This window comes from Tsukamurella sp. NPDC003166 (genome assembly GCF_040611135.1).
GTDB lineage: Bacteria > Actinomycetota > Actinomycetes > Mycobacteriales > Mycobacteriaceae > Tsukamurella.
This window is the reverse complement of record NZ_JBEXNL010000003.1, coordinates 288,486-311,132: the sequence shown is the minus strand read 5'-3', so window position 1 is coordinate 311,132 and position 22,647 is coordinate 288,486. Positions and strand designations below refer to the sequence as shown.

27 protein-coding genes and 2 tRNA genes are annotated in these 22,647 nt (G+C 71.4%); 14 read left to right on the top strand and 15 right to left on the bottom strand.

Annotation, left to right across the window (positions count from 1 at the left end; genetic code table 11):
* Nucleotides 1-69 precede the first annotated feature (69 nt).
* Nucleotides 70-462 carry a RidA family protein gene (locus ABZX10_RS05730; protein ID WP_355535576.1) on the bottom strand — a complete coding sequence of 131 codons (393 nt, stop codon included), beginning with the start codon at nucleotides 460-462 and terminating at the stop codon, nucleotides 70-72.
* Nucleotides 463-464: 2 nt separating this feature from the next.
* The gene (locus tag ABZX10_RS05725; RefSeq protein ID WP_355535573.1) at nucleotides 465-905 is read right to left on the bottom strand and encodes a hypothetical protein; all 441 of its coding nucleotides are present in this window, start codon (nucleotides 903-905) and stop codon (nucleotides 465-467) included.
* 208 nt (nucleotides 906-1,113) lie between these two features.
* Here ABZX10_RS05725 and ABZX10_RS05720 point away from each other — a divergent pair, with 208 nt between their 5' ends.
* The 3 genes from ABZX10_RS05720 to ABZX10_RS05710 all read left to right on the top strand — a co-directional run bounded on the left by ABZX10_RS05720 (nucleotide 1,114) and on the right by ABZX10_RS05710 (nucleotide 6,116).
* Nucleotides 1,114-3,141, top strand: coding sequence for a CocE/NonD family hydrolase (locus ABZX10_RS05720; protein ID WP_355535570.1), 2,028 nt, complete (start codon nucleotides 1,114-1,116; stop codon nucleotides 3,139-3,141).
* A gap of 78 nt (nucleotides 3,142-3,219) precedes the next feature.
* Entirely contained in the window at nucleotides 3,220-4,452 is a 1,233-nt protein-coding gene (locus ABZX10_RS05715) for a GAF domain-containing protein (RefSeq protein ID WP_355535567.1), read from the top strand.
* Nucleotides 4,453-4,592: 140 nt separating this feature from the next.
* The gene (locus ABZX10_RS05710; RefSeq protein ID WP_355535564.1) at nucleotides 4,593-6,116 is read left to right on the top strand and encodes an aldehyde dehydrogenase family protein; all 1,524 of its coding nucleotides are present in this window, start codon (nucleotides 4,593-4,595) and stop codon (nucleotides 6,114-6,116) included.
* 386 nt (nucleotides 6,117-6,502) lie between these two features.
* On the opposite strand, the gene ABZX10_RS05705 is transcribed toward ABZX10_RS05710, so the two are convergent.
* Together ABZX10_RS05705 and ABZX10_RS05700 are read right to left on the bottom strand one after the other, a co-directional pair.
* Nucleotides 6,503-6,910 carry a type II toxin-antitoxin system VapC family toxin gene (locus tag ABZX10_RS05705; RefSeq protein WP_355535561.1) on the bottom strand — a complete coding sequence of 136 codons (408 nt, stop codon included), beginning with the start codon at nucleotides 6,908-6,910 and terminating at the stop codon, nucleotides 6,503-6,505.
* Nucleotides 6,907-7,152 (bottom strand): AbrB/MazE/SpoVT family DNA-binding domain-containing protein, encoded by a 246-nt coding sequence (locus ABZX10_RS05700; RefSeq protein ID WP_355535558.1) that lies wholly within the window; start codon nucleotides 7,150-7,152, stop codon nucleotides 6,907-6,909. Before ABZX10_RS05700 ends, ABZX10_RS05705 begins: the two co-directional genes overlap by 4 nt.
* A gap of 491 nt (nucleotides 7,153-7,643) precedes the next feature.
* On the opposite strand from ABZX10_RS05700, the gene ABZX10_RS05695 reads away from it, so the two are divergent.
* Nucleotides 7,644-7,973 carry a hypothetical protein gene (locus ABZX10_RS05695; RefSeq protein WP_355535555.1) on the top strand — a complete coding sequence of 110 codons (330 nt, stop codon included), beginning with the start codon at nucleotides 7,644-7,646 and terminating at the stop codon, nucleotides 7,971-7,973.
* A 1-nt stretch (nucleotide 7,974) separates the two neighbouring features.
* On the opposite strand, the gene ABZX10_RS05690 is transcribed toward ABZX10_RS05695, so the two are convergent.
* On the bottom strand, nucleotides 7,975-8,673 hold the full coding sequence (locus ABZX10_RS05690; protein ID WP_355535552.1) for a hypothetical protein: 699 nt from the start codon (nucleotides 8,671-8,673) through the stop codon (nucleotides 7,975-7,977).
* Nucleotides 8,674-8,766: 93 nt separating this feature from the next.
* Between ABZX10_RS05690 and ABZX10_RS05685 the strand changes: the two genes are divergently transcribed.
* Entirely contained in the window at nucleotides 8,767-9,477 is a 711-nt protein-coding gene (locus ABZX10_RS05685) for a phosphatase PAP2 family protein (RefSeq protein ID WP_355535549.1), read from the top strand.
* Here ABZX10_RS05685 and ABZX10_RS05680 read toward each other — a convergent pair.
* The 6 genes from ABZX10_RS05680 to ABZX10_RS05655 form a co-directional block, all read right to left on the bottom strand.
* Entirely contained in the window at nucleotides 9,441-9,833 is a 393-nt protein-coding gene (locus ABZX10_RS05680; RefSeq protein WP_355535546.1) for a DUF779 domain-containing protein, read from the bottom strand. The two genes, ABZX10_RS05685 and ABZX10_RS05680, sit on opposite strands and share 37 nt — an antisense overlap.
* A 65-nt stretch (nucleotides 9,834-9,898) precedes the next feature.
* On the bottom strand, nucleotides 9,899-11,479 hold the full coding sequence (locus ABZX10_RS05675) for an FAD-binding protein (protein ID WP_355535543.1): 1,581 nt from the start codon (nucleotides 11,477-11,479) through the stop codon (nucleotides 9,899-9,901).
* Nucleotides 11,480-11,607: 128 nt separating this feature from the next.
* Nucleotides 11,608-11,680, bottom strand: a tRNA-Arg gene (locus tag ABZX10_RS05670).
* 38 nt (nucleotides 11,681-11,718) lie between these two features.
* Nucleotides 11,719-11,810: transfer RNA gene (locus ABZX10_RS05665), tRNA-Ser, on the bottom strand.
* A 143-nt stretch (nucleotides 11,811-11,953) separates the two neighbouring features.
* A complete protein-coding gene (locus ABZX10_RS05660; RefSeq protein WP_355535540.1) occupies nucleotides 11,954-12,475 on the bottom strand; it encodes a hypothetical protein in 522 nt (173 codons plus the stop codon).
* Nucleotides 12,476-12,546: 71 nt separating this feature from the next.
* Complete coding sequence (locus ABZX10_RS05655) at nucleotides 12,547-13,107, bottom strand: RNA polymerase sigma factor (RefSeq protein WP_355535537.1); 561 nt, start codon at nucleotides 13,105-13,107, stop codon at nucleotides 12,547-12,549.
* Between the two features lie 116 nt (nucleotides 13,108-13,223).
* Between ABZX10_RS05655 and ABZX10_RS05650 the strand changes: the two genes are divergently transcribed.
* The 8 genes from ABZX10_RS05650 (at nucleotide 13,224) to ABZX10_RS05615 (ending at nucleotide 17,425) form a co-directional block, all read left to right on the top strand.
* Nucleotides 13,224-13,697 carry an Asp23/Gls24 family envelope stress response protein gene (locus tag ABZX10_RS05650; protein WP_355535534.1) on the top strand — a complete coding sequence of 158 codons (474 nt, stop codon included), beginning with the start codon at nucleotides 13,224-13,226 and terminating at the stop codon, nucleotides 13,695-13,697.
* On the top strand, nucleotides 13,694-14,017 hold the full coding sequence (locus tag ABZX10_RS05645) for a hypothetical protein (protein WP_355535531.1): 324 nt from the start codon (nucleotides 13,694-13,696) through the stop codon (nucleotides 14,015-14,017). The genes ABZX10_RS05650 and ABZX10_RS05645 overlap by 4 nt, the downstream gene beginning before the upstream one ends.
* The gene (locus tag ABZX10_RS05640) at nucleotides 14,014-14,199 is read left to right on the top strand and encodes a DUF2273 domain-containing protein (RefSeq protein WP_355535528.1); all 186 of its coding nucleotides are present in this window, start codon (nucleotides 14,014-14,016) and stop codon (nucleotides 14,197-14,199) included. Before ABZX10_RS05645 ends, ABZX10_RS05640 begins: the two co-directional genes overlap by 4 nt.
* 2 nt (nucleotides 14,200-14,201) lie before the next feature.
* On the top strand, nucleotides 14,202-15,029 hold the full coding sequence (locus ABZX10_RS05635; RefSeq protein WP_355535525.1) for a hypothetical protein: 828 nt from the start codon (nucleotides 14,202-14,204) through the stop codon (nucleotides 15,027-15,029).
* On the top strand, nucleotides 15,026-15,616 hold the full coding sequence (locus ABZX10_RS05630; RefSeq protein ID WP_355535522.1) for an alkaline shock response membrane anchor protein AmaP: 591 nt from the start codon (nucleotides 15,026-15,028) through the stop codon (nucleotides 15,614-15,616). Before ABZX10_RS05635 ends, ABZX10_RS05630 begins: the two co-directional genes overlap by 4 nt.
* 2 nt (nucleotides 15,617-15,618) lie before the next feature.
* Complete coding sequence (locus ABZX10_RS05625) at nucleotides 15,619-15,828, top strand: CsbD family protein (RefSeq protein ID WP_355535519.1); 210 nt, start codon at nucleotides 15,619-15,621, stop codon at nucleotides 15,826-15,828.
* Between the two features lie 107 nt (nucleotides 15,829-15,935).
* Complete coding sequence (gene hisC / locus ABZX10_RS05620) at nucleotides 15,936-16,994, top strand: histidinol-phosphate transaminase (RefSeq protein WP_355535702.1); 1,059 nt, start codon at nucleotides 15,936-15,938, stop codon at nucleotides 16,992-16,994.
* A complete protein-coding gene (locus tag ABZX10_RS05615) occupies nucleotides 16,991-17,425 on the top strand; it encodes a thioesterase family protein (RefSeq protein ID WP_355535516.1) in 435 nt (144 codons plus the stop codon). The genes hisC and ABZX10_RS05615 overlap by 4 nt, the downstream gene beginning before the upstream one ends.
* Here the strand turns inward: ABZX10_RS05615 and ABZX10_RS05610 are convergent.
* The 3 genes from ABZX10_RS05610 to ABZX10_RS05600 are packed head-to-tail and all read right to left on the bottom strand — an operon-like array spanning nucleotide 17,398 to nucleotide 20,688.
* Nucleotides 17,398-18,549, bottom strand: a complete 1,152-nt coding sequence (locus ABZX10_RS05610) for a hypothetical protein (RefSeq protein WP_355535513.1) — start codon at nucleotides 18,547-18,549, stop codon at nucleotides 17,398-17,400. The two genes, ABZX10_RS05615 and ABZX10_RS05610, sit on opposite strands and share 28 nt — an antisense overlap.
* Nucleotides 18,546-19,673 carry an acyltransferase gene (locus ABZX10_RS05605; protein WP_355535510.1) on the bottom strand — a complete coding sequence of 376 codons (1,128 nt, stop codon included), beginning with the start codon at nucleotides 19,671-19,673 and terminating at the stop codon, nucleotides 18,546-18,548. The genes ABZX10_RS05610 and ABZX10_RS05605 overlap by 4 nt, the downstream gene beginning before the upstream one ends.
* A 34-nt stretch (nucleotides 19,674-19,707) precedes the next feature.
* A complete protein-coding gene (locus tag ABZX10_RS05600) occupies nucleotides 19,708-20,688 on the bottom strand; it encodes a helix-turn-helix domain-containing protein (protein WP_355535507.1) in 981 nt (326 codons plus the stop codon).
* Between the two features lie 142 nt (nucleotides 20,689-20,830).
* Between ABZX10_RS05600 and ABZX10_RS05595 the strand changes: the two genes are divergently transcribed.
* The gene (locus tag ABZX10_RS05595; RefSeq protein WP_355535699.1) at nucleotides 20,831-22,042 is read left to right on the top strand and encodes an MFS transporter; all 1,212 of its coding nucleotides are present in this window, start codon (nucleotides 20,831-20,833) and stop codon (nucleotides 22,040-22,042) included.
* Between the two features lie 4 nt (nucleotides 22,043-22,046).
* Here the strand turns inward: ABZX10_RS05595 and ABZX10_RS05590 are convergent, their stop codons facing one another.
* Nucleotides 22,047-22,577 carry a DUF6578 domain-containing protein gene (locus ABZX10_RS05590; RefSeq protein ID WP_355535504.1) on the bottom strand — a complete coding sequence of 177 codons (531 nt, stop codon included), beginning with the start codon at nucleotides 22,575-22,577 and terminating at the stop codon, nucleotides 22,047-22,049.
* Between the last annotated feature and the right edge of the window lie 70 nt (nucleotides 22,578-22,647).

Below are 22,647 nucleotides of genomic sequence, written 5' to 3'. Positions count from 1 at the left end.
TCACGGCCGCGCGCTCACAGCGCCGCCTGCCCGGGCCACCCATCGCCCGGCTGGACGACGGGTCGACCGTCACACTGCGGCCACTGCCTCCAGTTCGACCACCTGGTCGTCGTACCGGAGCCGGCTCACACCGATCACCGACAGCGGCGGCAGGTCGACGAAGACCTCCGCGAGGGTGTCCACCGCGACCTGCAGGTCGACCTGCAGGTGTTCGGCGACGAACACCGTCAGTCGCGCGACGTCGGCAAGCTCGGCGCCGCGCTCCCCCAAGATCACCCGGAGGTTGGCGACGGCGGCGCGGACCTGGCCCTGGACGTCGCCGGGGGCGACGGTCGTGCCGCCCGCATCGAGCGGCGCGACGCCGGCGATGTGCACCGTGGTGCCCGCCGGCACCGTGGCGCTGTAGGCGTGCTCGACCGCGGTGGTCAGCTGGTCCGAGCCGTGGAGCTGCACCTTCCCCATGATCAGGCGGCGTTCTTCTGGACGGCCGCGCCGACGCGGGGCAGCGCCGCGACGACGTTCTCCTTGGCCTTGCCGCGCAGGCTCGAGTAGGCCTTGCGCAGCGCGGGCTGGCTGGTGGACTCGGCCTTCTTGTCGGTCACCGCGAGCAGCGCGTCACCGACGGCGTCGCCGCGCGCGGCGAGGAATTGGCCGAAGTCGCCGGGGCCCTGGGCCGAGAACTCGGTCCAGAAGGGGTCGAGTGCGGCGGCGAAGTCCGGGAGCAGCTTGGTCAGCGCCGACTCGATGACCGAGGGCGAGACCTTCTTGACCGCCGCGTAGGCGGTCTTGATGACGGTGCCGGACAGGCCGCTCTTGTCGCCGACCTCGGCTTCGACGACCGACGCGAAGTCGGCGACGACGGCCGGCTGGCGCGCGGGATCGAGGAGCGTGGTGGTCAGCGACATGGGGAACCTCCGGGATTCGGGTCTTCGTCAGCGATGTGCGGGATCGAGCCTATCGGGCACGGGAGGCACGTGCGGAGTGCTGCATCCAGCGTGATCCGGACACCACACGGAATGCAACTGTTCTGCATCGGATCTGCAACAACTGCACCCCAAATTTGTGAGGTATGTCACCAGTGCTCTAAGTTGACGATTGAAGGAAGGGGTTGCAATGGCGACCAGCCGATCCGGTAGAGCGAACGCCCGGCTGTCGGGCGTCCGGTTCCCGTTGTGGGACCGCAGCCCCGCGCTGCCCGCGCCCGTCAGCAGCGAGCACCACGCGCGCGTCGACCACGCCCTCCCCCTCGGTGACCCCACCGGCGGCGCCGACGCCCTCGCCTGGCGCGAGGCCGTCGACGGCCGACTCACCTATCCCCGCGTCCACATCGACCGCAATGTCGACATCCGGATGTCCGACGGGGTGGTGCTCCGCGCCACCGTGATCCGCCCGGCGGAGATCGACGGCGTGCCCACCTCACGCCCCTACCCCGCGATCTTCAACCTCAACCCGTACAACCGGATGATCGTCGATGCGATCGACGAGACGACGCACGCGGCGTTCGTCGGCCCGGCGCTGACGAACGCCTCGAAGACTCTGACGGGCGGCACCGTCGACTTCTCCGGCGGCCTGCTGCAGGGCTTCGGCATCAACCGGCGGCTGGTGCGCAGCGGCTACGTCCAGGTGATCGTCGATGTCCGCGGCACCGGCACCTCGCACGGCGTCTGGCAGATCCTCGGGCCGCGGGAGCAACAGGACTCCGTCGAGGCGCTGGCCTGGGCCCGCGAACAGCCGTGGTGCGACGGCAAGCTCGGCATGGGCGGCTGGTCGTACTCCGCGATCAACTCGCTGCAGGCCGCCGGGCACGCGCCGGAGGGCCTGGGCGCGGTGTTCGCGATCGAGGGCAGTGAGGACATCGTCCGCGACATCTACATCACGGGCGGCCTGCCCTCGGTGTTCATCCCGCTGTGGCTCGGCGCCGTGAACGCGCTGAAGTGGCTGTACAATCCGCGGACGCTGCTGCGGGACACGGTGAACGGCAATGTCTTCCGCTGGCTGCACAGCCGTATCGTCTCGCCGGCGACGGAGATCTCGTCGGTCGTCACGGGCGTGCTCACAGGCCGTGATCCTCGGGTCAACGACAACCCCTACTTCACCGAGCGGAACGCGAACATCGACGCGATCACCGCGCCCACCTTCCTGTTCGGCGGCTGGCACGACCTCTTCGGCCGCAGCACGCCCCGCACCTTCGCGCGCCTGAATCTGCCTGCCGGACAGAAGCAGATGGTCATCACCGACGGCTTCCACTTCGACATGGGCGCGGGCTTCGGCGGCACGCAGGCGCCGCCGCGGATCGACGTACTCGAGCGTGCCTGGTACGACCGCTGGCTCAAGGGCATCGACAACGGCGTGGACCGCTACGGCCCGGTGACGCTCAAGCAGCAGGGCGGCGGCTGGACCGCGGGCGAGTCCTTCCCGCGCATCGGCGCCCGCACCCAGCGGCTCTACGCCACTCCGGCACCGTCGGGCACGGCCGGCCACGCGAGGTACGACGGTGCGCTCGCCACCTTCCCGGCGCGCCGCCGCGAGGCGGCGTCCACGCGGATCGACCTGCGCGGCCTGGCCTCCCCCGACCTGACGATGGTGCTCGCAGGCCTGACGAAGGCGGTCCCGGCCTGCGAGAACGCGGGCGTCCAGGAGCGTGGCGCGATCTCCTTCACGTCCCCGCCCGCGACGGTGCCGGTGCAGCTCAGCGGCGCGATCAACGTGCACCTCGTGACGCAGTGCGAGGGCGACGAGGCGATCTGGACGGTGACCGTCAACGACGTCGCCCCGGACGGCACGTCGACGGTGCTCTCCGGCGGCGCCCTGCTGGCGTCCAACCGGGCCGTCGATCCCGCGCGCAGCGCCTTCGACCTCGACGGTGAGCTGCTCAGCGCTTTCCATCCGCTCACCTGGTCGGCGAAGCAGCGGGTGGTGCCGGGCGAGACCATCGAATTGGACATCGACGTAGTGCCCACCGACGCGCTGCTCGAGGAGGGCCATCGCCTGCGGGTGGACGTCTACGCCGGAAGCGTGCCCCGCTACCTGGCCACCGTTCCCGATCTGGTGAAGACCCGCTTCGGCAAGCAGACGGTGCTGCTGAGCCCGGAGCAGCCGTCCTACGTGAGCCTGCAGATGGTCGGCGATCCCGGCTGGTGACCGGTCCGGGCCCCGGCGTCGCCGGACCTGTCGGAACGCTGCCGGACGGCCCGCTTCGGCGCTATCTTCGGTAGCACGATGGTTGCCGGATCCCGAGCCGTCGCGTCCGCGGGTGCGGCCGCACGGCTGCACAGCATGTTCGTCGACGGTGCGGTCGACGACGCTGCGCTGCGCGCCTCCCACCTGCGGCGCCTCATCGCGGAGAGCTGGCAGCGCAGCCGGGCCGGGGGCGTGAACCCGGACGGCGGGGCACCGTCGGGCAGCGAGGCACTGGACGCGCTGCGGGCCCGCAACCCCCTGGCCGGCGTGATGCCGGTGATCCGGCACCTGCTCGTCGACGGTTCCGCGGGCGCGATGGTGGCCGTGGCGGACCGGGACGGCACCCTGCTGTGGGTGGAGGGCGACGGTGCCGCGGTCCGCAGCGCGGCGGCCATGAACTTCACGCCGGGCGCGGATTGGAGCGAGTCCGCGGCGGGGACCAACGCGCCGGGCACCGCGCTGGCGCTGGACGCTGAGGTGCAGATCGCGGGGTCCGAGCACTTCGCGCGGCTCGCGCACCGGTGGAACTGCACCGCTGTCCCGATCCACGACCCCGTCACCCGTGCGGCGGTCGGCGTCCTCGACGTGACGGGCGGCCCGGAGGTCGCGACGCCGCAGGCCCTGGCGCTCGTCCGGGCGGCGGCGCTCGCCGTCGAGGGGCAGCTCGCCGTGCTCCGGCTGACCGAGCCCGCACCGGCACCGTCGGCCCGGTTGCGGCTGCTGGGCGCCCGGCCCGTGCTCGAGCGCGAGGGTCGGGAGGTCCAGCTCACCGGCCGCCACGCCGACATCCTCGCGCTGCTCGCGCGGCACCCGGAGGGGCTCACGGCGGACCACCTCGCACTGCTGCTGGACGAGCGCGACCTCGACGTGGTCACCGTGCGCGCGGAGGTCTCGCGGCTGCGCAAGACGATCGGCGCGGACTTCCTCGGCTCCCGCCCCTACCGGCTGCTGAGGCCGCTCGCGTCGGACGCGGAGGAGGCGGCGACATCCATCCGCACGGGCCGGGTCGCCGACGCGCTCGCCGTCTACCGCGGTCCGCTCCTGCCGAATTCGCAGGCTCCGGGCGTCGCGCGCCTGCGCGCCGAGCTCGCCGGGAGCCTGCGGTCGGCGGTGCTCGCGAGCCGGGATCTGGGCCTCCTCCGACGGTGGCTGGACCTCCCGGACGCGCGGGACGACGAGCACGGTTGGCGCGTGCTCCAGGCGCACGGCGACGCGCGGGCGCGGGCCGAGGCCGACGGGCGCCTCGCGGCGATCGCGATCGACCTGGCCTGACCGGGTTGCGCTACCCGAGCGGCGGTGCGGATGGGCCTGACCAGGAGCGATCCGGGTTGCAACCGGCTGCAACGGTGTTGCAACGATCACTGCGTACGGTGGAATGTGATTGAAGTCACCAACTCACCTGGAGGCACGCCATGACCGTTTACGCCCGTCCCGGAGCTCCCGGCTCCGTCATGAGCTACCAGTCCCGGTACGACAACCTGATCGGCGGCGAGTGGGTCGCGCCGGTCAAGGGCCAGTACTTCGAGAACCCGTCGCCCGTGACCGGTCAGACCTTCTGCGAGGTCGCGCGCTCGACCGCGGAGGACATCGAGCTCGCTCTCGACGCCGCGCACGCCGCCGCGCCCGCGTGGGGCCGGACCTCGGCGACCGCCCGCGCCAACATCCTCATGAAGATGGCCGACCGGATGGAGGCCAACCTCGAGGCCATCGCCGTCGCCGAGTCGTGGGAGAACGGCAAGCCCGTCCGCGAGACCCTCAACGCCGACATCCCGCTGGCCATCGATCACTTCCGCTACTTCGCGTCGTGCCTGCGCGCGCAGGAGGGCGCGCTGTCGGAGATCGACGAGAACACCGTCGCGTACCACTTCCACGAGCCCCTCGGCGTTGTGGGACAGATCATTCCGTGGAACTTCCCGATCCTCATGGCCGTGTGGAAGCTGGCCCCCGCTCTGGCCGCGGGCAACGCTATCGTGCTCAAGCCGGCCGAGCAGACCCCCGTCTCGGTGCTGTACCTGTTCTCGCTCATCGGCGACCTGCTGCCCCCCGGTGTGGTGAACATCGTCAACGGCTTCGGCCTCGAGGCGGGCAAGCCGCTGGCCTCGAGCAAGCGCATCCGGAAGGTCGCCTTCACCGGCGAGACCACCACCGGCAAGCTGATCGCCGGCTACGCCGCTGACAACCTCATCCCCGTCACCCTGGAGCTGGGCGGCAAGAGCCCGAACGTCTTCTTCAAGGACGTCATGGCCGCGAACGACGACTACCAGGACAAGGCCCTCGAGGGCTTCACGATGTTCGCGCTCAACCAGGGCGAGGTGTGCACCTGCCCGTCGCGCGCACTGCTCGAGCAGCCCATCTTCGACGAGTTCCTCGAGCTCGGCTCCATCCGCACCAAGTCGATCATCCAGGGCGATCCGCTGGACACCGACACGATGATCGGCGCACAGGCGTCGAAGGAGCAGCTCGAGAAGATCCTCTCCTACATCGACATCGGCAAGAACGAGGGCGCCACGCTGATCACGGGCGGTGAGGCCGCGGACTTGGGCGGCGACCTCTCCGGCGGCTACTACATGCAGCCCACGATCTTCTCGGGCGACAACAGCATGCGGATCTTTCAGGAGGAGATCTTCGGCCCGGTGCTCGCGGTCACGTCCTTCGACGGCTACGACAACGCCATGGAGATCGCCAACGACACCCGCTACGGCCTCGGCGCCGGCGTGTGGTCGCGCAACGGCGACGTCGCCTACCGCGCGGGCCGCGACATCCAGGCCGGCCGCGTGTGGACGAACACCTACCACCAGTACCCCGCGCACGCGGCGTTCGGCGGCTACAAGGACTCGGGCATCGGCCGGGAGAACCACAAGATGATGCTCGATCACTACCAGCAGACCAAGAACCTGCTGGTCTCGTACGCGCCGGGCGCGCAGGGCTTCTTCTGATCCCTCGTCGGTCCGACACCAGGTGAGGGTGTCAGCGGCGCCGCTCCTTCCGGGGCGGCGCCGCTCGCGTGTCCGGGTGTTTCCGCCCGACGGTGCGCGGGCGGGGCGGCCGGCGGCATTGAGGCGTGTTGCTCACGCAAGCGATGCGTCCCGCGCATACCCATGAATACGCAGTTCAAAGGCTTTTCTCGGGACTGAGTGATGCGGGGCCCGCATGCCCCCACTCACCGCTGCCGGGCCCCACCGGACGAGCCTCCTCGGGTGCCGGAACGCCCGCCGATCCTCGGTGCATTTCTGCGTCGACACGCCGACGAACCGTCGCCGACACGCACCAAAGATCGGACCGAGCGATCCGCTGTCCACTGTTCCCGCCCGACGGTGCCGCCTCACACCGTCCGGTACGTGGCCCCGACCGCCTCATATGTGGGAATAGCCCGACGATCACGCGTCAACAGCGGCACCTCGGCGTGGGCGGCTGTCGCTCCGACGAAGGCATCGTAGATCGCCCCGCCGCGGACTCCCTTCACGCCGAGTCGTGCCACGAACGTTCGCATATCGGTGGTCGGGAAGCCGATCACCTGCAGCCCGAAGTCCTCGATCGCCTCCGAGGCCTCCGCTGGGGAGACCCTGTGGGGCGAAGGAAGTCGCGTGAGCACGGAGAAGGTCTCCAGGAGCACGTGAGCAGGCAGAACGCTCTCCACCAGACGCACCGATCCTCGAAGTTCATCGTGCGCCGGATGCCATTCCATCAACATCGGGAGCAGCACACTCGAATCGAGGGCGTAGAAGGTCATCGTCTCGTGGCCTCGAGCGTCTCGCGGATGATGTCGTCGGTCAGCGGTGGCAGGTCCTCTTCCGCTCGAATGACCGGCAGCATCCCTCCCTTCTCGATGTGCACCTTGGCCGGCGCTATCTCGATCTCGATGCGTCCGTCTGCGAATGTCACGTCGACTGCCCTCCCGGCATCCAGTCCCATCGCATCCCGGATCGCTTTCGGTACCACGATCCGGCCCGCCCCATCGATGGTTGTTCTCATGCCATTTTTCTACCACCATCTCTGCCATCTGTCGATGCATTCGCATCCGAGGCCGCGTAACCTGGGCGGATGCCGGACTTCACACTCCTGCCGGACCGCGTCCTGCACGTCTGGCCCGACATCGATCGGCCCCCGCTCATCGGTGTGGATCAGCTGCGCCCACTGAGCGGCGCGGACCTCGACCTCTCCGAGGCACTCACCACCCGCATCGCCTCCTGGCAGGCTCTGTTGGAATCCGAGCACCTGGGTGGTCGAGACGGCTGGCGCACAGCGGAAGCCGAAGCGGACTATGCGCGCGAAGCCGCACGATCATCGACGGCCTGGTCGCCGAACTGCCCGGCGTCGTCATCGGCTACCGACTCTGGCCCATCGCCGAGCACGGCTACGCCGGCGGCTGGGCGACGGGGTGGTCGCCATCGGGCGAGACACCGCTCCCGGCCGGCACGGAGGTGCGCCAGTTCGACGTCGCACCCGAGCGCTGGATCCGGCTGATGAACGACCACTCCGGCCCGCCGCTGTGGGCGACGTACGGCGGCATCGGGCCGGAGCACCTAGGCCTGCCGGAGGAGTTGGGTCGCGAGCTCGATGCCTGGCAGTCCGAGTTCGACCGCGAGTTCCACTGGGACACCGGCTGGCGCACGGACGCCGTCGCAGCGAAGCACGCCGCAGAGGGGCGCAGACTCCTCCCGCTCGTGGCGGCGGAGCTGCCCGGGCACGTCGTCGAACTGAGGACCGGCGACGAGCGCGTCTACGCCGGCGCCTGGGTCGACGGCTGGCTCCCGACGCTCCCGGACACCGTCTACACCGCGTACGGCGAGTGACTCAGTCCACCGGGATGGTGGTGGTGCCGAGGAGGTCTCCCAGCTGCCACGGGTCGAGGCCGTTGGCGGCGTTCATGTCGCACCGCACACGGCCGTAGCCCTCGGGAAGCCCGTTCCCGTAACCGCTGCCGTCGGTGTACTGGTGGATCGCGAAGCGCCGCCCCAGTTCCGGTGCGCGCGAGAAGTCTGGCAGCGCGCCGTAGGAGGGCACCACGAAGGGCATGTCGGGCAGCGTGGGCCAGATGGTGATGTCGTTGGGGTTGAGGTAGCCGATGCAGCGGGTGGGCCGCGGGTCCGCGCCGCCGCCGCGCCAGTCGGAGGCGCCCCAGGTGAAGCGGTTGAAGGCGTCCGAGTGGTCGCCGACGATCTGCCCGCCCCAAGACTCGGCGTCGGCCATGGTCACCACGTCGGGCCGGTCCTCGCCCTGCATCTCCAGGTGCACGGCGAGGCTGTCCTCCCAGTTCGGTCGGACCACGGCGTAGACGATGGCGCCGACCAGCCGCCCGTCGTCGAGCATGCGCCGCACTGCGTCCCAGTTGGCGGTGAACCGGCGGTCGCGGTAGGTGCCGTCGTTGGAGCGGATCGCGACCCACCGATAGGGGTACTTCTCGGGCAGCGGCGGCTGCCATTCGGAGACATCCGCGTACAGGGTGTCGCGCTGCAGCCGCGCCGCGCGCGCCCGCCTCAGTCGCTTCCTCACACTCCCACGCTACCCCGGAGGCACCGGGGTATGACGGGCCTTTTACCCGGTCTTGGGTTGCACGAACGACTTTCGCGCGGGCACTCTTGTGGGATGCAAACCTTCTCCGGCCGAGGCCGGGCATTTCTCGCCGCCGCGGCCGCGTTGGTCGCGGCCGTCGTCGCCCTCGGTCTCCTCGTTGGTTCGAAGCCGGTCACCGAGGCCGACGGCGAGGTGCTGGAGGAGATGGTCGAGCACCGCGATGCGGCGCTGACGGCCGCGATGCGGTTGATCACCGACGTCTTCTCCCCGGGTGGGACGATCGCGCTCGGGCTCGTGGTGGCCGCGCTCCTGGCCTGGCGACGCTCCGCCTCCGCCGCGATCTTCGTGCTCGGCTCCACCGCCTTCGCCTCGGCGGCCACCCTGGCGCTGAAATACGCCTTCGCGCGACAGCGTCCCCCGCTCGTCGATCACCTCGCGAACGAGACCGACTACGGCTTCCCGTCGGGCCACGTCACGGGCACCACCGCACTCCTGCTGGCGACGACGGTGGCGATCACCGCCGGCTGGCCGGCGCGACGGCGCGTGCTCGCGCTGATCGTCCCCGCGGCCGTCATCGGCGCCGTCGCGGCGAGTCGCCTCTACCTCGGCGTGCACTGGTTCTCCGACACCGCAGCCGGATTCGCGGTCGGCCTCGCCGGGCTGGCGGTGGGACTGGCGTTGTTACCGCCGGATTCCTGGGCGCACTGGGATCGACGACTGTCCGGCCCGATCCGCCGCGGACGCGCTCAGCGGGCCCCGTCCGCGCGTTCGATGCCGCACTGAGCGCCTTCGCCCGACCCGACGATCCGCACCCGCGAGACGAACCGCTTCCCCGAGGATCCCTCCAGGGAGAAGCCCGCGGCGCGGCCGGGCTCGAGGTCCAGGATCAGCACGCTGTTCTCCCACACCCGCGCTTCTCCGTCGGACACCCACACCGGCACGGCCCGCCCGTCCTCCAGGTCGACGGTGCCGAGCCGCACGTTCGCGTCGCCCACGCGGAACTCGTCGGAGGCGAAGCACATCGGGGCGGAGCCGTCGCAGCAGCCGCCGCTCTGGTGGATCAGCAGCTCGCCGTTGCCGTCCCACAACTCGCGCAGCATCTCCCGCGCCGCGGGAGTCGATTCGACCCGCTCGTCCATGCCCGCTCCCTTCGCCTGATCCGACGGTAGCCCAGTGGGAGCCTCGGAGAAGGAGGTTCGCGGGCTCAACGGCTGTGCGAACCGGCGCGGCGCCCGGAGAAGACGCAGTCCGCAAGCGAGAGCCCGCTGACGTAGGAGTTCGAGCAGACGCCGACGGCGGCGCGGCCGGCGGCGAACAGCCCGGGCACCGGCGCACCGTCGGGCCGGAGCACGGCGCCCGTCTCCTCATCGACCACGAGCCCACCGAGCGTGAGCATCGGCATGGGGTAGGTGGTGCGCGCGCGGAAGGAGATGTCGAGGAGCGTGTACGGGCCGGTGGCGATCGGCCGGCGGACGGCGTCCGGCTTGCCGAGCGGATCGGGCCGGCCGTCCTCGATCGCGCGGTTGTGGGCATCGACGGTGGCGCGCAGCTCCACCGGGTCGACGCCTGCCCGGGTGGCGACCTCCTCGATCGTGGCGCCACGGGTGGCGCCCAGCCGCAGGAGCCGCTCGGTCTGCAGACGCTGGAACCACGTGGACTGCTGGGGGATCTGCCTCCGCGCCTCGGCGAGCAGGGGCGCGTCCACGAGGAGCCACCCGCGGTGGTCCGGACGGATCGCCAGGGCGTCGCCGAGCGCCGCCCCATAGCGGGACTCGTCGATCATGCGAAGGCCGTCGCTCCCCACGGCGAGGCCGGCGAAGAAGGCGCTCGGAGGACCGATGAACCGCCAGTTGGAGATGTGATCCATCTTGTCGACGGCGGCACCGGCGTTGCGCCCCATCGTGATGCCGCTGCCGTCGTCGGCGGCCGTGCCCAGCGGTAGACCCTCGTCCCAGGGGAAGTCGGGCCGGTGCGCGGCGACCATCGCGCGGTTGGCGATGAATCCGCCGGTCGCCACGATGACCGAGCTGCTCGCGCGGATGCGGATCGTGCGGCCGTGGCGGCGCTCGATGCGGTCGAGGAGCTTCTGCAGCACCGCCCGGAAGCCCTGGTGGTAGACACCGGGTTTCGCGGAGAGCTTCGTCAGCGCCGCGAACCGGCGCAGGACGGCGGGCGGCGCACCGTCGAGCGTGACGGCCTCGACGCCGACGACGCGGCCCTCGTCCAGGACGAGATCGGTGACGCGCGTGCCGGTCCGGACCCGCACGCCCGCGCGGGCGGCGGACGCCGCGAGGGGGCGGTAGAAGGCCTTGCCCGAGACGCCCGGTCCATGGGCGCGGTGCCCGCGCTGGCGCGGTACGGCACGGTCGGGGAAGGAGTTCTCGCTGCCCGAGTAGTAGAGGTAGTAGTCGTCGGTCGGGTAGGAGGTCTTGTACGGGCACGACGAGGCCTCGAAGGGCACGCCGTAGCCGGTGAGCCAATCGATCATCGCGGGCGAGCCCTCGCAGAACCTGCGGAGCGTGGCCTCGGAGACGACGTCGCCCACCTCGCCCCGCAGGTAGACGTACATGTTCTCGACGGTGTCCTCCACCCCGGCCGCGCGCTGGACCCAGGTGCCGCCTCCGGCGTAGACGATGCCGCCGGACAGGTCCGTCGCGCCGCCGCCGAGGTAGCGGTCGAGCGCCAGGACTTCCGCGCCCGCCTCCCGCGCCGCCAGCGCGGACACCACACCGGCGCCGCCGTAGCCGACCACGACCACCTCGGCCGACAGATCCCAGTCACTCATGCCCAGCCACCCGTTCCGTGTCGATTTCTAGAACACGTTACAGAAATCCTCGTGGGCCCCTGAGCGGAATCCGGCAGGAGAAACCAAGAACGCCAGGTCAAAGACATTGACCTGGCGTTCTTGCACTGTGCGCCCGAAGGGATTCGAACCCCTGACCTTCTGATCCGTAGTCAGATGCTCTATCCACTGAGCTACGGGCGCATACCCATATTCAATTCTCGCCGGTCCGAAGACCGACGTGGCGGAGGCGAGAGGATTTGAACCTCCGGTCCGGTGTTGGCCGGACAACTCATTAGCAGTGAGTCCCATTCGGCCGCTCTGGCACGCCTCCAAATCGGACGCGCTGCGCGAGCGAACCTTGCGGGTCACGCGCAACCGCCGAGCAGCTACATTACACAACCTCCCCGCAACCCACAAAACCGCTGGTCATCCTCCGTTCATCCGAGGGAGACGCGCGGCGCGGCGCGGCGACGCCTAGATCGGCTCCGGCGTCAGCACGTCCTCCCAGGTGAGGTCGATCCGGACGTCGCCCGTTCCCACCATCCGCCGCACGACGTCGGCCGTCAGGGCGCGGAGGCGCTCGCCACCGTCGAGCAGCGTGTGCGGCCGCTCGTCCGCCCCCACCGCGACCAGGTGGACGTGCACCGCGGCCAGCTCGCCACCCGCCAGATCCAGCGCGACGTCGGCGACGGCGGCGGCCTCGGACGCCGCGCTGTCGGAGAGCGCCGCCGTGACGGCCTTGGAGAGGGCCAGCTCGGTGACGGTGACACCGGTCCGCACCGTCGCGATCGGGCGCGACCGTCGCGGCAACGCCGAGACCTGTTGAGTGACGGCCTCGCGGAGCCGGTCGATCGCGTCCGCGCCCCAGCGCGGATCGACCTCGGGCGCCTCGGCATCGGCTCCGGCCAGCCCTGCGAGCCGACGCGTCGCGTCGGCTATCCAATCGGTGTCCTGCGCCGGTGCGGCGCCACCACTCTCCACTCGCCTGAAACTCATCGCTCCCCCAGTGTGACCACGTCCCGTCGGAATGCACAACGGTCCGGCCCCCACCGGCCGCGTCGGATCGCTCATGGCCAGTACTCTCCGAGCGTCTCCGCGAGGCGCTGCCGCGTCCGCTGCAGGTGGCCGCGTACCGAACCCTCCGTGGTCCGCAACACGCTCGCGATCTCGGCCACGGACAGCCCGTCGACCTCGCGGAGCCACCACGCAGCGCGGGCCGGGTAGGGCAGGCGCCCCAACTCCCGGGCGAGCGCGTCGAGGAAGTCCCGGTCGGTCGCCTTCTCGACGGGGCCGGGTTCCCGCGCGACCGCCTCGTCGACGGCCTCGGAGTCGACGACGGGTGCGCGGCGACGCAGCACGTCAGCGGTCTTGCGGGCGGCGATCGAGAACAGCCACGTCCGCAGGCTCGACCGGAAGGCGAAGTTCGGGAGCGCCTTCCATGCGGCGATGAGAGATTCCTGCACGATGTCGTCGCAGTCGCTGCGTTCGGGCATCGTCCGCGCGACGAACCGATGCAGGGCGGGCGCGTGGCGCTGCACGAGAACGTCGAAGGCCGCGGCGTCGCCCCGCTGGGCGCGCCTCGTCAGGGTCTCGTCGGACAGCGACGGCAGCAGCTCCGATTCGAACAACCACCCTCCTGATGTGAGATGGATCACAATCGCGTGCCGATCTCCGCGAGACGGCGACTCACCCAGTGTGCCGGAACGGATCCCGGTGCATCAGTCGACACAAGGGAGCGAAGAACATGACCTCGACCACCACCAAGCCCGCCGCGACCGCCGACGAGTCGACGGCGACGAAGCCCGGTACCGCGGTCGCCACGCAGGTCGGGCGCGGCAGCACCACCATCGCCGACGTGGTCGTGTCCAAGATCGCCGGCATCGCGGCCCGCGAGGTCGACGGCGTCCACGACCTCGGCGGCCAGGCCGCCCGCGTGGTCGGCCGCATCCGCGAGACCCTCCCGGGCGCACCGGATCTCACGCAGGGCGTCACCGTCGAGGTCGGCGAGCGGCAGGCCGCCGTCGACGTGGCGATCGTCGCCGAGTACGGCGTCGCGATCCACGACCTGGCCGCCGGCATCCGCAACAATGTCATCGACGCCGTCGAGTCCATGACCGGCCTCGAGGTGACCGAGGTCAACGTGACCGTCCACGACGTCCACTTCGCCGACGATGACGACGCCACCGGCGAGACGCCGGCGGAGTCGCGGGTCCAGTGAGCGCCGCCCGCGCCGCTCGGGTCGACGGGGTGGTCGCCGCGGTAACGGCGATCGACGGCGTCGTGGGCGTCCACGCCGGCGGGCCCGGCGGCCCCGCCACTCACCTGCCCGGCCGGACGGTGCGCGGCGTCCGCATCGACGACGACGGCGGACAGGTGTCCGTCGTGCTCGAGTTCCGCCGCGACCTCGATCTCGTCGACCTCGCGGACCGCGTCCGCGCCGCCGCCTCCGACGCCGCGGGGGTCCCCGTGGACGTCGTCATATCCGATATCGCGGTGTCCGGCCCGGACCCCGCAGAACCGAAGGAGTTCACCCCATGACGCCAGGACACTTCACCGTGTGGGGAGGCGTGATCGGCCTGCTCGTGGCGATCGCCATCGTAGTCGGCGGCCTGGTCGGATTCCTGCTCGCGATCGTGCTCGGCACGGCCGGCGCGGCCGTGGGCGCGCACCTCGACGGGCTCATCGACCTCACCGCCCTGCGCCGCCGCAACCGGAGCTGACCGTGAGCACCGAATCGGTGACCTCCACCGGCCCGCTCGCCGCAGCGGTCACGGCCGAGACCATCGCCGCCGCAACCGGGGCCGACGCCGGCGACGCCCGGACCGCCGACACCACCGGCCGGGGCCGCACCGTCATCGACGACCGCGTCCGGCGCCGACTGATCGAGCACGCCGCACTCTCCGTGCCCGGTACCGAACGGGTCCGCGGACTCACGGCGCGGCAGCTGCCGTCCGTGCGCTTCGCCGACCGGGCGCGCAGCGACGTCGACGTGCAGATCGCCGCGCAGTGGCCGCTCGACTCCGCTCGACTCGTGCCCGCGGTCCACTCCGCCGTCGACGACGAACTGGCCCGCAGCCTCGGCGCGGCCCCGAAGGAGGTGCACGTGCACATCGTCCGGATCAGCGAGGACCACACGGGTCCGCGCGCCACACCGACGCACGGCACCGCCGCCGCCGCGACGGACGCCCCGCCCACGACCCGCGAACTGCGGCGTCGTGCACCTCGCCGCACCGCCGGTGCCAGCATCGTGACGGTGCCGCTGCTGTTCGCCGTCGTCGCGCTCGGCGCGATCGCGGTCCGTGACGCCCTCGTCTCGCTGGGCTGGGTCGCCGGGAGCCGCTGGATCGACGCGGTTCCCCGCATCGCCGACGACGTGCGGTGGTCGTGGTGGGCCTGGCCCGCGACGGTCGGCGCCATCGTGCTGGGCCTTGTGCTGCTGGTCGCCGCAGTGAAGCCGCGCCGGCGCAGCCACATCCCCATCTCCGACGAACTGTGGTTCCACCGGCGGATCGACCCCGACCGCCGCAGCGCCGAGGAGGTGGCCCGATGAAGGGCTCGACCCGTGTCATCGACCGGATCCTCGCCGGGCTCGTCGGGCTGGTGTTGCTCGGCGGCGGCCTGTGGGCGCTCGGCGACCGGCTCGGCCAGCGGACCGCGGCCGATGCGGCGGCACACGTCTCGGTCCCGACGATCGTCCGCCTACCCGACCAGCCGTGGTGGCCCGCCGTCACCGGCGCCGCCGGCGCGCTCCTGGTACTCGTCGCGCTGTGGCTGCTCGTCCGGCATCTGCGCAGTTCCGCCTCGCGGACCGCGCACACCCCGGGGGACGGCACCGTCGACCTGGGGCGCGTCGCCGACGCGGTCGCCGCCGACCTGGGGCGCAGCCCCCTCATCCGGCGCGCCCGGCCCTCGACCGTGATCGAGAAGGGCCGCCCGATCATCCGCGTGGCCGTCGCGGTCGCGCCCGGCGCGACCGTCGACGAGCTCACCTCCCTGGCGACCGCCGCACGCCACGACGTGGCCGCCGCCACCGGGCCCGACGTCGCGTTCCAGGTCCTGGTCAACGACCGGCGCGGCGACAGAGGACTTGGGGAACTCCCCCGAGAAGAAGATCCAACGACCATAGAGAGGACGTGACCATGGGTATCGCAGACGACGCCAAGAACAAGGCTGAGGACCTCAAGGGGCGCGCGAAGGAGGCCGCGGGCGCGGCCACGGGAAACGACGACCTCAAGGCCGAGGGCCAGGCCGATCAGGGCCTCGCCGCCGCGAAGGAGAAGATCGCGGACGTGGCCGAGAAGGTCAAGGAGGGCGTCGACGCCGTCAAGGACAAGCTCTCGGGCAACTGACGTCCTTCTGCCGCCGGGGCCGGTGCACGTGACCGGCCTCGGTGGCCTCCCACCGCAGACCGTCGGACTACCCTGGCCGAGTGCCCTCCGAGAACCAGCCCAGCACCCTGAGCATCCGGCCCGACCTCGACGCGCTCCCCGCCTACGTCCCGGGCAAGTCCGCGCCCGGCGCGATCAAACTCGCGTCGAACGAGACCGTCGACGGTCCGCTGCCCTCCGTCGCGCAGGCACTGACCGAGGTGCTCCGCACCGCCAACCGCTACCCCGACAACGGCGCGGTCGCGCTGCGCGCGGAGCTCGCGAAGCTGACCGGCGCCACCGAGGACCAGTTGCACGTGGGATGCGGCTCGGTCGCGCTGTGCCAGGACCTCGTGCAGATCACCTGCCGGCCCGGCGACGAGGTGGTCTTCGCCTGGCGCAGCTTCGAGGCCTACCCGATCGTGACCCGCGTCGTCGGCGCCGTGCCGGTCCAGGTCCCGCTGACGGCCGATCACGTGCACGACCTCGACGCGATGGCCGCGGCGATCACCGATCGCACGCGCCTGATCTTCGTCTGCAACCCGAACAACCCCACGGGCACGACCGTCTCGGAGGAGCAGTTCGAGGACTTCCTGGCGAAGGTGCCGCCGCACGTCGTCGTGGCCCTCGACGAGGCGTACTACGAGTACCACCGTCCCAACGATCAGACCGGTGCCCGCATCGACGGTGCCGCGCTGATCACCAGGCACCCCAACGTGATCGCGCTGCGCACCTTCTCGAAGGCCTACGGCCTCGCGGGCCTGCGTGTGGGCTACGCCGTCGCGGGCCCCGAGCTCATCGCCGCGCTGACGAAGGTGCACCTACCCTTCTCCGTCAGCGTGCCCGCGCAGGCCGCCGCGATCGCCTCGCTGCAGGCGAACGACGAGCTGCTGGCACGTACGGAATCCGTGGTGGCCGAGCGGATCCGGGTCCGTGAAGCGCTGCTCACCGCCGGCTTCGAGGTCCCCCACACGCAGGCCAACTTCGTCTGGCTCCCCCTGGGCGCCGACGCTCTGCGGTTCACCGCCGACGCCGCCGAGGCCGGCCTGCTGGTCCGCGGGTTCGACGGTGCCGGGGTCCGGGTCACGGTGACCATTCCCGAGGAGAACGACGCCTTCCTCGCCTTCGCGACGGGCTGGCTGCGGTGAGCCTGGGCCGGTACGAGTTCGCCTTCACCGCACACGTTCCCGTGCGCTGGTCCGACATGGACGCCCTGGGGCACGTGAACCACGCGCGCATGGTCACGCTGCTGGAGGAGGCCCGCATCCAGTGGCTGCTCTCCGCCGGCGAGAAGTACGCTCCGCTGATCAAGAGCGCGTTCATCGCCGATGTGGCCATCAAGTACAAGGCTCAGCTGTACCACGAGGATTCGCCGGTCCAGGTGGGCATGTACATCGCGGGCAACCGCAGCGTCGACTTCACCATCGGCTACGAGGTGCGGGCGCGCGGCGCTGCGCCCGAATCGAAGCCGGCCATCCTCGCCACCACGCAGATGGCCGTCGTCGACATCGAGAAGCGCAGCCTGCGTAGGCTCACCGACGACGAGAAGACCTACCTCGCGTCCTGGTCCCGCGGCTGAGGCTCCGAACCTGGCAGGGCGGGGCGCGCACCGTCGGGCAGGGCGCGCGGGAGGTCGCCCTTGGCGCCCATGATCTGCCCCGCGACGCGGCGCGCGCTCTGCGTCGAGATCTCGCGCTCACCGGAGCGGGTGACCAGCTCGTGGATCTGCTGATCGATCGACTCGATCGACATCCGCCGCGGACGTTTGGCGTCGGCGACGTCCACCAGGTCGCCGACGCGGGTGAGCGCCGTGACCCGGTCGACCAGCTCGTCCCACACCTTGTCGAGCTCGCCGGAGCGGGTGCCGTCGGCGAGCCCCGGCGCGTACCGCAGCTGCCCCCACACCGCCCTGAGCTGCGCCACGTCCGCGGAGATCTGCACCAGGTCCGTCGGCAGGTCGAGCTGCCCGAGCTGCTCGTCGAACTCGCCCGCGCTCACCGAGCGCGAGTAGGTGACCTTGTCGTACACGAGCCCGGCGACGAACAACAGCACGTCGTAGCGGTCCTCGAAGACGAGGAGTCGCTCGTCGGGGGCACCGTGCCCGTCGACCCAGCCCGCCACCTGCGGCGCGAGCCGCAGGACCGGCCCGGCCACCCGGGCGACGGTGCGCGCCGCCACCGCCGCGGCCGACGGCGTGACCGGCAACGGGGTCAGGCACAGCGCGTCGAACAGGGCGTCCCGCTCGTCGAGATCGAGGTGCACGGCGTCCTTACGAGCGCGGCGCACGGCTCGCACGCCCGCGGCGAAGGACAACCGGTTGAGCGTGAACGCGTGCCGGAAGCCTGCGAGCTTGCGCCGGGCGTCGGCGGCGCGCACCGCCTCGGCCGCAGTGCGGGCCTGCTGGAACGGACTCGGGGGCGCACCGTCGGACCAGCCGGGCCGGGCGGGCGCGCCGGACGCGGAGTCGTGCTCCGCGATCCGGCTGAGCCGGCGCAGCTTGGAGTAGCCGCCGATGTCCGGGAATGCGCGCTCGGTGTCGAAGCGGTTGAGCACCACTTCGCGGCCGGCCGGCGACAGGTGCCCGGCGGCGATGAGCAGGGCGGCCTCGTCGGAGAGTTCCCGCCGAGGCATGGGGATGGCACGCGCGTCGCACCAGCGGCGGACGGGCGCGTCGATATGCACCTCCGGATCCGGTCCCGTCACCGCTGCACCTCCTCCGCCGATCGATCGCGTCCCCCATCATCCCCGAAGGGCAGCGCCGCGCGCAGCGCCCACGCCAGCGGGACCGTCACAGCCGAGGTCACGAGGAAGACGACGGCGATGTTCCCGGTGAACAGGGGCCACCCGAACACGTCCAGGAGCAGCACGTCCATCACGATGAGATGCACCAGGAAGTACTCGTAGGAGACGCCGCCCAGCCACACCATGGGCCGGGTGCCCAGCGCCCGGTGGTACCGCGAGTGGGAGGCCGGCGCCAACGCGAACGGCGCGATGAGCGCCGCGGCCACGACGAGGTAGAGCGCCGATTTCACGAGCGCCTCGAGAACGCTCTTCGGCACCATCGTCGGCGGCCCCCCGATCGCCGGCAGGGCCGACACCACGAACGCCGCGAGCGCGAGCGCGAGGGAGGCGGGCGTGGCCCAGGCGGGCCACCGTCGAACCAGGGGGACCGCGACCGTGAGCGCCATACCGGCGACGAACCACCACAGGTAGGCGGGCGGCCACATCCGTGCGGTGAGCTCGATCCCGGGGGCGACGAGGATCCACCCGGGGGTGATCGCGGCGAGCGCGGCGAGGCCCACCAGGAGCCGCGCGGGTCGCCACCGATACCGGCAGAGGACCGCGGTGAGCAGCCAACCGAGCAGCGGAAGGGCCAGGTAGAAGGCCATCTCCACGGCGAGGCTCCACGCCTGGGTCAGCCCGACGCGCAGGTGCCCGAAGCCGTAGATCTGCGTGAAGGTGAGGTTGCGCACCAGACCGTCGGCACCCCGGCCCGACGGATTCGGTTCCGGCCGCACCAGCCCCAGGGCGTACACGGCCACCACGACGACCCAGTACGCGGGCACCACGCGACCGAACCGATGCCACGCGTACCGGCGCAGGTCGGGCTGATGACCCACGCCGTCCTGCAGCAGGCGCACCCACGGCCGGAACAGCAGGAACCCGGAGAGCGCGAAGAAGATCGGGACGCCGATCTCCAACCGCGCCCACAGGTGACCGACGAGATCGTCGGTGTAGTGGCCGGTGTAGAACGCGGCGTGCGTGAGGCACACCGCGGCCGCGGCCACGGCCCGCAGCCCGGTCAGCGGCGCGACCCGACCTTGCATCCGTCCATCTTGCCCGGCGCCCCCGAGCGGCGCGTCAGGCCCCCGGGACGTCCTGCAGGACCCGCTCCTGGAACACGCGCCGGTATCCCAGGGGCGTCATGCCGGTGTCGCGCCGCAGATGCGCGCGCAGGCTCGCCCCGGTGCCGAGCCCGGACTCCTCCGCCACGGTGTCGACCGACAGATCGGTGGTCTCCAGCAGCTCGCGTGCGCGGTCGAGCCGGCGGCGCAGGATCCAGGCGCCGGGCGTCTGCCCGGTCTCCTCCCGGAAGCGCCGGTTGAACGTGCGCACGGACAGGCCCGCGCGGCGGGCGAGCAGGTCGACGGCGAGGTGCTCGGCCAGGTGCCGGGCGGCCCAGTCCCGCACGTCGACGGTGCTGCCGCTCCCCCTCGCCGGAATCGGGGCGTCGACGAACTGCGCCTGCGTTCCCGGCCGGCCGGGCGGGATCACACAGTGCCGCGCGACCTTGTTGGCCACGGCCGCACCGTGATCGGCGCGGATGAGGTGCAGGCACAGGTCCAGGCCGGCGGCCAGGCCCGCGGAGGTGAGCACGTCACCGTCGTCCGTGAACAGGACGTGGTCGACCAGGCCGACCCGGGGGTACAGCCTGCGCAGCTGTGCGCCGTACTTCCAGTGGGTGGTGACGCTGCGGCCGTCGAGCAGTCCCGCAGCAGCGAGGACGAAGGCACCCGTGCAGATCGACACGATGCGCGTACCCGGCCGGATGGTGGCGAGGGCGGCGCGCACGTCGTCGGGCAGCGTGCCCTCGTGGCGGGGACCGGGGATCTTGGTGCCGGGCACGATGACGGTGTCCGCGGTCGCGAGCACCTCGGGGCCCGCCTCGGGGGTGATCGCGTAGCCGCCGGTGGCCCGCACGGGTTCCCGGTCGACGCCGCAGGTGATCACCCGGTACAGCGACCGGTCGTCCTCGTCGGTCGCCTCGGAGAAGCACATCGGCGGGATGGCGGCGTCGAAGCCGATGATCGGTTCGAGAAGCAGGACGGCCACGGTGTGCATGGCAGTATTCTTTCATATCTTGTCACTGATGCCACTGGTACGGCGCGGCCGGATCCGGGAATCTAGTGCGGTGACTACTCCACTGCGCCGCCTGCGCGCCCCGCATTACGCCTGGATCGTGGCCGGCGTCGCCTTCGTGACGATGCTGGGTGCGGCGGGCTTCCGGTCCGTGCCCGGCGTGATGATGGACCCGCTGCACATGGAGTTCGGCTGGTCCCATGCCACCATCGGCGCCGCGATGTCGGTGAACATGGCGCTGTTCGGTCTCACCGCGCCGTTCTCCGCCGCACTCATGGACAAGCTGGGCGTGCGGCCGGTCGTGGTGAGCGCGTTGGCGCTCGTGGCCGCGGGCACCGGGCTCGCGGTGTTCATGACCGACGCCTGGCAGCTGGTGCTGTTGTGGGGCGTGCTCGTCGGGCTCGGCACGGGCTCGCTGTCGACCGCGTTCGTGGCGACCATCGCGATGCGCTGGTTCGTCGCCCGACGGGGGCTCGTGACCGGCGTGCTCACCGCCGCGAGCGCGACGGGTCAACTGATCTTCCTACCCATCGTCGCTGCGCTCTCCGAGGCGCACGGCTGGCGGACCGCGACGCTCGTCGTGACCGCCGTCGCGGTGGCGGTGATCCCGGTGGCCGGGCTGCTGCTGCGGTCGTGGCCCGCCGACAAGGGCCTGGCGCCGTACGGCGGCGCTACCGTAGTGCCGCCCGCGGCCCCGGCGGGCGGCGCCGTGAAGGCCGCGTTCGCCGGACTCGTCGTGGGCGCTCGTCGCCCCGCGTTCTGGCTGCTGGCAGCCAGTTTCGCGATCTGCGGCGCTACCACGAACGGCCTCTTGCAGACGCATTTCATCCCCGCCGCGGGTGATCACGGCATGCCCGCCACCGCGGCCGCCTCGCTGCTCGCGATCATCGGCGTCTTCGACGTGGTCGGCACCATCGCGTCCGGCTGGCTCACCGACCGCGTCGACTCGCGGATCCTGCTGGTGGTCTACTACCTCGGCCGCGGACTCGCGCTGGCGCTACTGCCCTCGCTGCTCTCCCCGCACGTCGCGCCGGGGCTGCTCGTGTTCATCCTGTTCTACGGTCTGGACTGGGTCGCGACCGTGCCGCCGACGATGGCGCTCGCCCGCGAGCACTTCGGCGAGTCGACGCCGGTGGTGTTCGGCTGGATCTTCGCTGCGCACCAGCTGGGCGCCGCCGTCGCGGCCTTCGGCGCCGGCTACATCCGCGACGCGTCCGGCGGCTACGACCCGGCGTTCTACGTTGCGGGCGCGCTCTGCGTCGGAGCCGCCGCGATGTGCTGGGCCGTACCGCGGGCGCGCGCCGCCGCAGCGACGCCGGAACCCGTCACCGTCTGACCGCTCAGCGCACGGCGTCGGCGAAGAGGCGATGGCCCTCCACCCTCGCGTCGGCGAGCCGCACCCCGGCGATCACGCCGGCGGCCGCGGGGCCGCCGGCCTCGGGACGGTCCTCGGGCCAGACGGTGGCCTCGCGCACCTCCCGGTACTCGACGGTGCCGGGGTCGATGTCCAGCTCGCCGGTGCGCTCGCGCGCGTAGACGCCCGTCTCCTCGAGCAGCATCTCGACGGTGCCGGTCACCGTGGGCGCCGGCCCGGCGTCGTGCCAGCCCAGGCTGACAATGAGATCCGTGCGATACGGGTCCGTGACGGAGAAGCCGAGCTGTGCGTAGACGTCACCGACGAGCACCAGCCCCGAATCGGGATCCCAGTCGAGGACCTCCGGCGCCGGGTAGCCCGGCCGCCGGCTGGGATGCAGCGTGAGCGAGCCGCGCACCGTCGAACCGACCCGTGGGACCTGCCCGCAGCACTGGTACTCCCAGTTCGAGATGTGCACGTACAACAGCGACACGTCCAGCGACAACGGAGAATTCACGGTTCTGCACCAGGCTTTCGACAACCTCGAGGAGTGGTTCCGCGGGGTCCCGGCGTACCTCCGCGGCTAT

Excerpts from the sequence above, each read along its gene's own strand:
- ABZX10_RS05695 (WP_355535555.1), top strand. The coding sequence starts at position 7,644 with ATGAACGACCACTCCGGCCCGCCGCTGTGGGCGACGTACGGCGGCATC.
- ABZX10_RS05705 (WP_355535561.1), bottom strand. The coding sequence starts at position 6,910 with ATGACCTTCTACGCCCTCGATTCGAGTGTGCTGCTCCCGATGTTGATG.
- ABZX10_RS05675 (WP_355535543.1), bottom strand. The coding sequence starts at position 11,479 with ATGAGTGACTGGGATCTGTCGGCCGAGGTGGTCGTGGTCGGCTACGGC.
- ABZX10_RS05710 (WP_355535564.1), top strand. The coding sequence starts at position 4,593 with ATGACCGTTTACGCCCGTCCCGGAGCTCCCGGCTCCGTCATGAGCTAC.
- ABZX10_RS05715 (WP_355535567.1), top strand. The coding sequence starts at position 3,220 with ATGGTTGCCGGATCCCGAGCCGTCGCGTCCGCGGGTGCGGCCGCACGG.
- ABZX10_RS05720 (WP_355535570.1), top strand. The coding sequence starts at position 1,114 with ATGGCGACCAGCCGATCCGGTAGAGCGAACGCCCGGCTGTCGGGCGTC.
- ABZX10_RS05600 (WP_355535507.1), bottom strand. The coding sequence starts at position 20,688 with ATGCACACCGTGGCCGTCCTGCTTCTCGAACCGATCATCGGCTTCGAC.
- ABZX10_RS05730 (WP_355535576.1), bottom strand. The coding sequence starts at position 462 with ATGGGGAAGGTGCAGCTCCACGGCTCGGACCAGCTGACCACCGCGGTC.
- ABZX10_RS05605 (WP_355535510.1), bottom strand. The coding sequence starts at position 19,673 with ATGCAAGGTCGGGTCGCGCCGCTGACCGGGCTGCGGGCCGTGGCCGCG.
- ABZX10_RS05660 (WP_355535540.1), bottom strand. The coding sequence starts at position 12,475 with ATGAGTTTCAGGCGAGTGGAGAGTGGTGGCGCCGCACCGGCGCAGGAC.
- ABZX10_RS05625 (WP_355535519.1), top strand. The coding sequence starts at position 15,619 with ATGGGTATCGCAGACGACGCCAAGAACAAGGCTGAGGACCTCAAGGGG.
- ABZX10_RS05685 (WP_355535549.1), top strand. The coding sequence starts at position 8,767 with ATGCAAACCTTCTCCGGCCGAGGCCGGGCATTTCTCGCCGCCGCGGCC.
- ABZX10_RS05650 (WP_355535534.1), top strand. The coding sequence starts at position 13,224 with ATGACCTCGACCACCACCAAGCCCGCCGCGACCGCCGACGAGTCGACG.
- ABZX10_RS05725 (WP_355535573.1), bottom strand. The coding sequence starts at position 905 with ATGTCGCTGACCACCACGCTCCTCGATCCCGCGCGCCAGCCGGCCGTC.
- ABZX10_RS05680 (WP_355535546.1), bottom strand. The coding sequence starts at position 9,833 with ATGGACGAGCGGGTCGAATCGACTCCCGCGGCGCGGGAGATGCTGCGC.
- ABZX10_RS05630 (WP_355535522.1), top strand. The coding sequence starts at position 15,026 with ATGAAGGGCTCGACCCGTGTCATCGACCGGATCCTCGCCGGGCTCGTC.
- ABZX10_RS05595 (WP_355535699.1), top strand. The coding sequence starts at position 20,831 with ATGCTGGGTGCGGCGGGCTTCCGGTCCGTGCCCGGCGTGATGATGGAC.
- ABZX10_RS05700 (WP_355535558.1), bottom strand. The coding sequence starts at position 7,152 with ATGAGAACAACCATCGATGGGGCGGGCCGGATCGTGGTACCGAAAGCG.
- ABZX10_RS05640 (WP_355535528.1), top strand. The coding sequence starts at position 14,014 with ATGACGCCAGGACACTTCACCGTGTGGGGAGGCGTGATCGGCCTGCTC.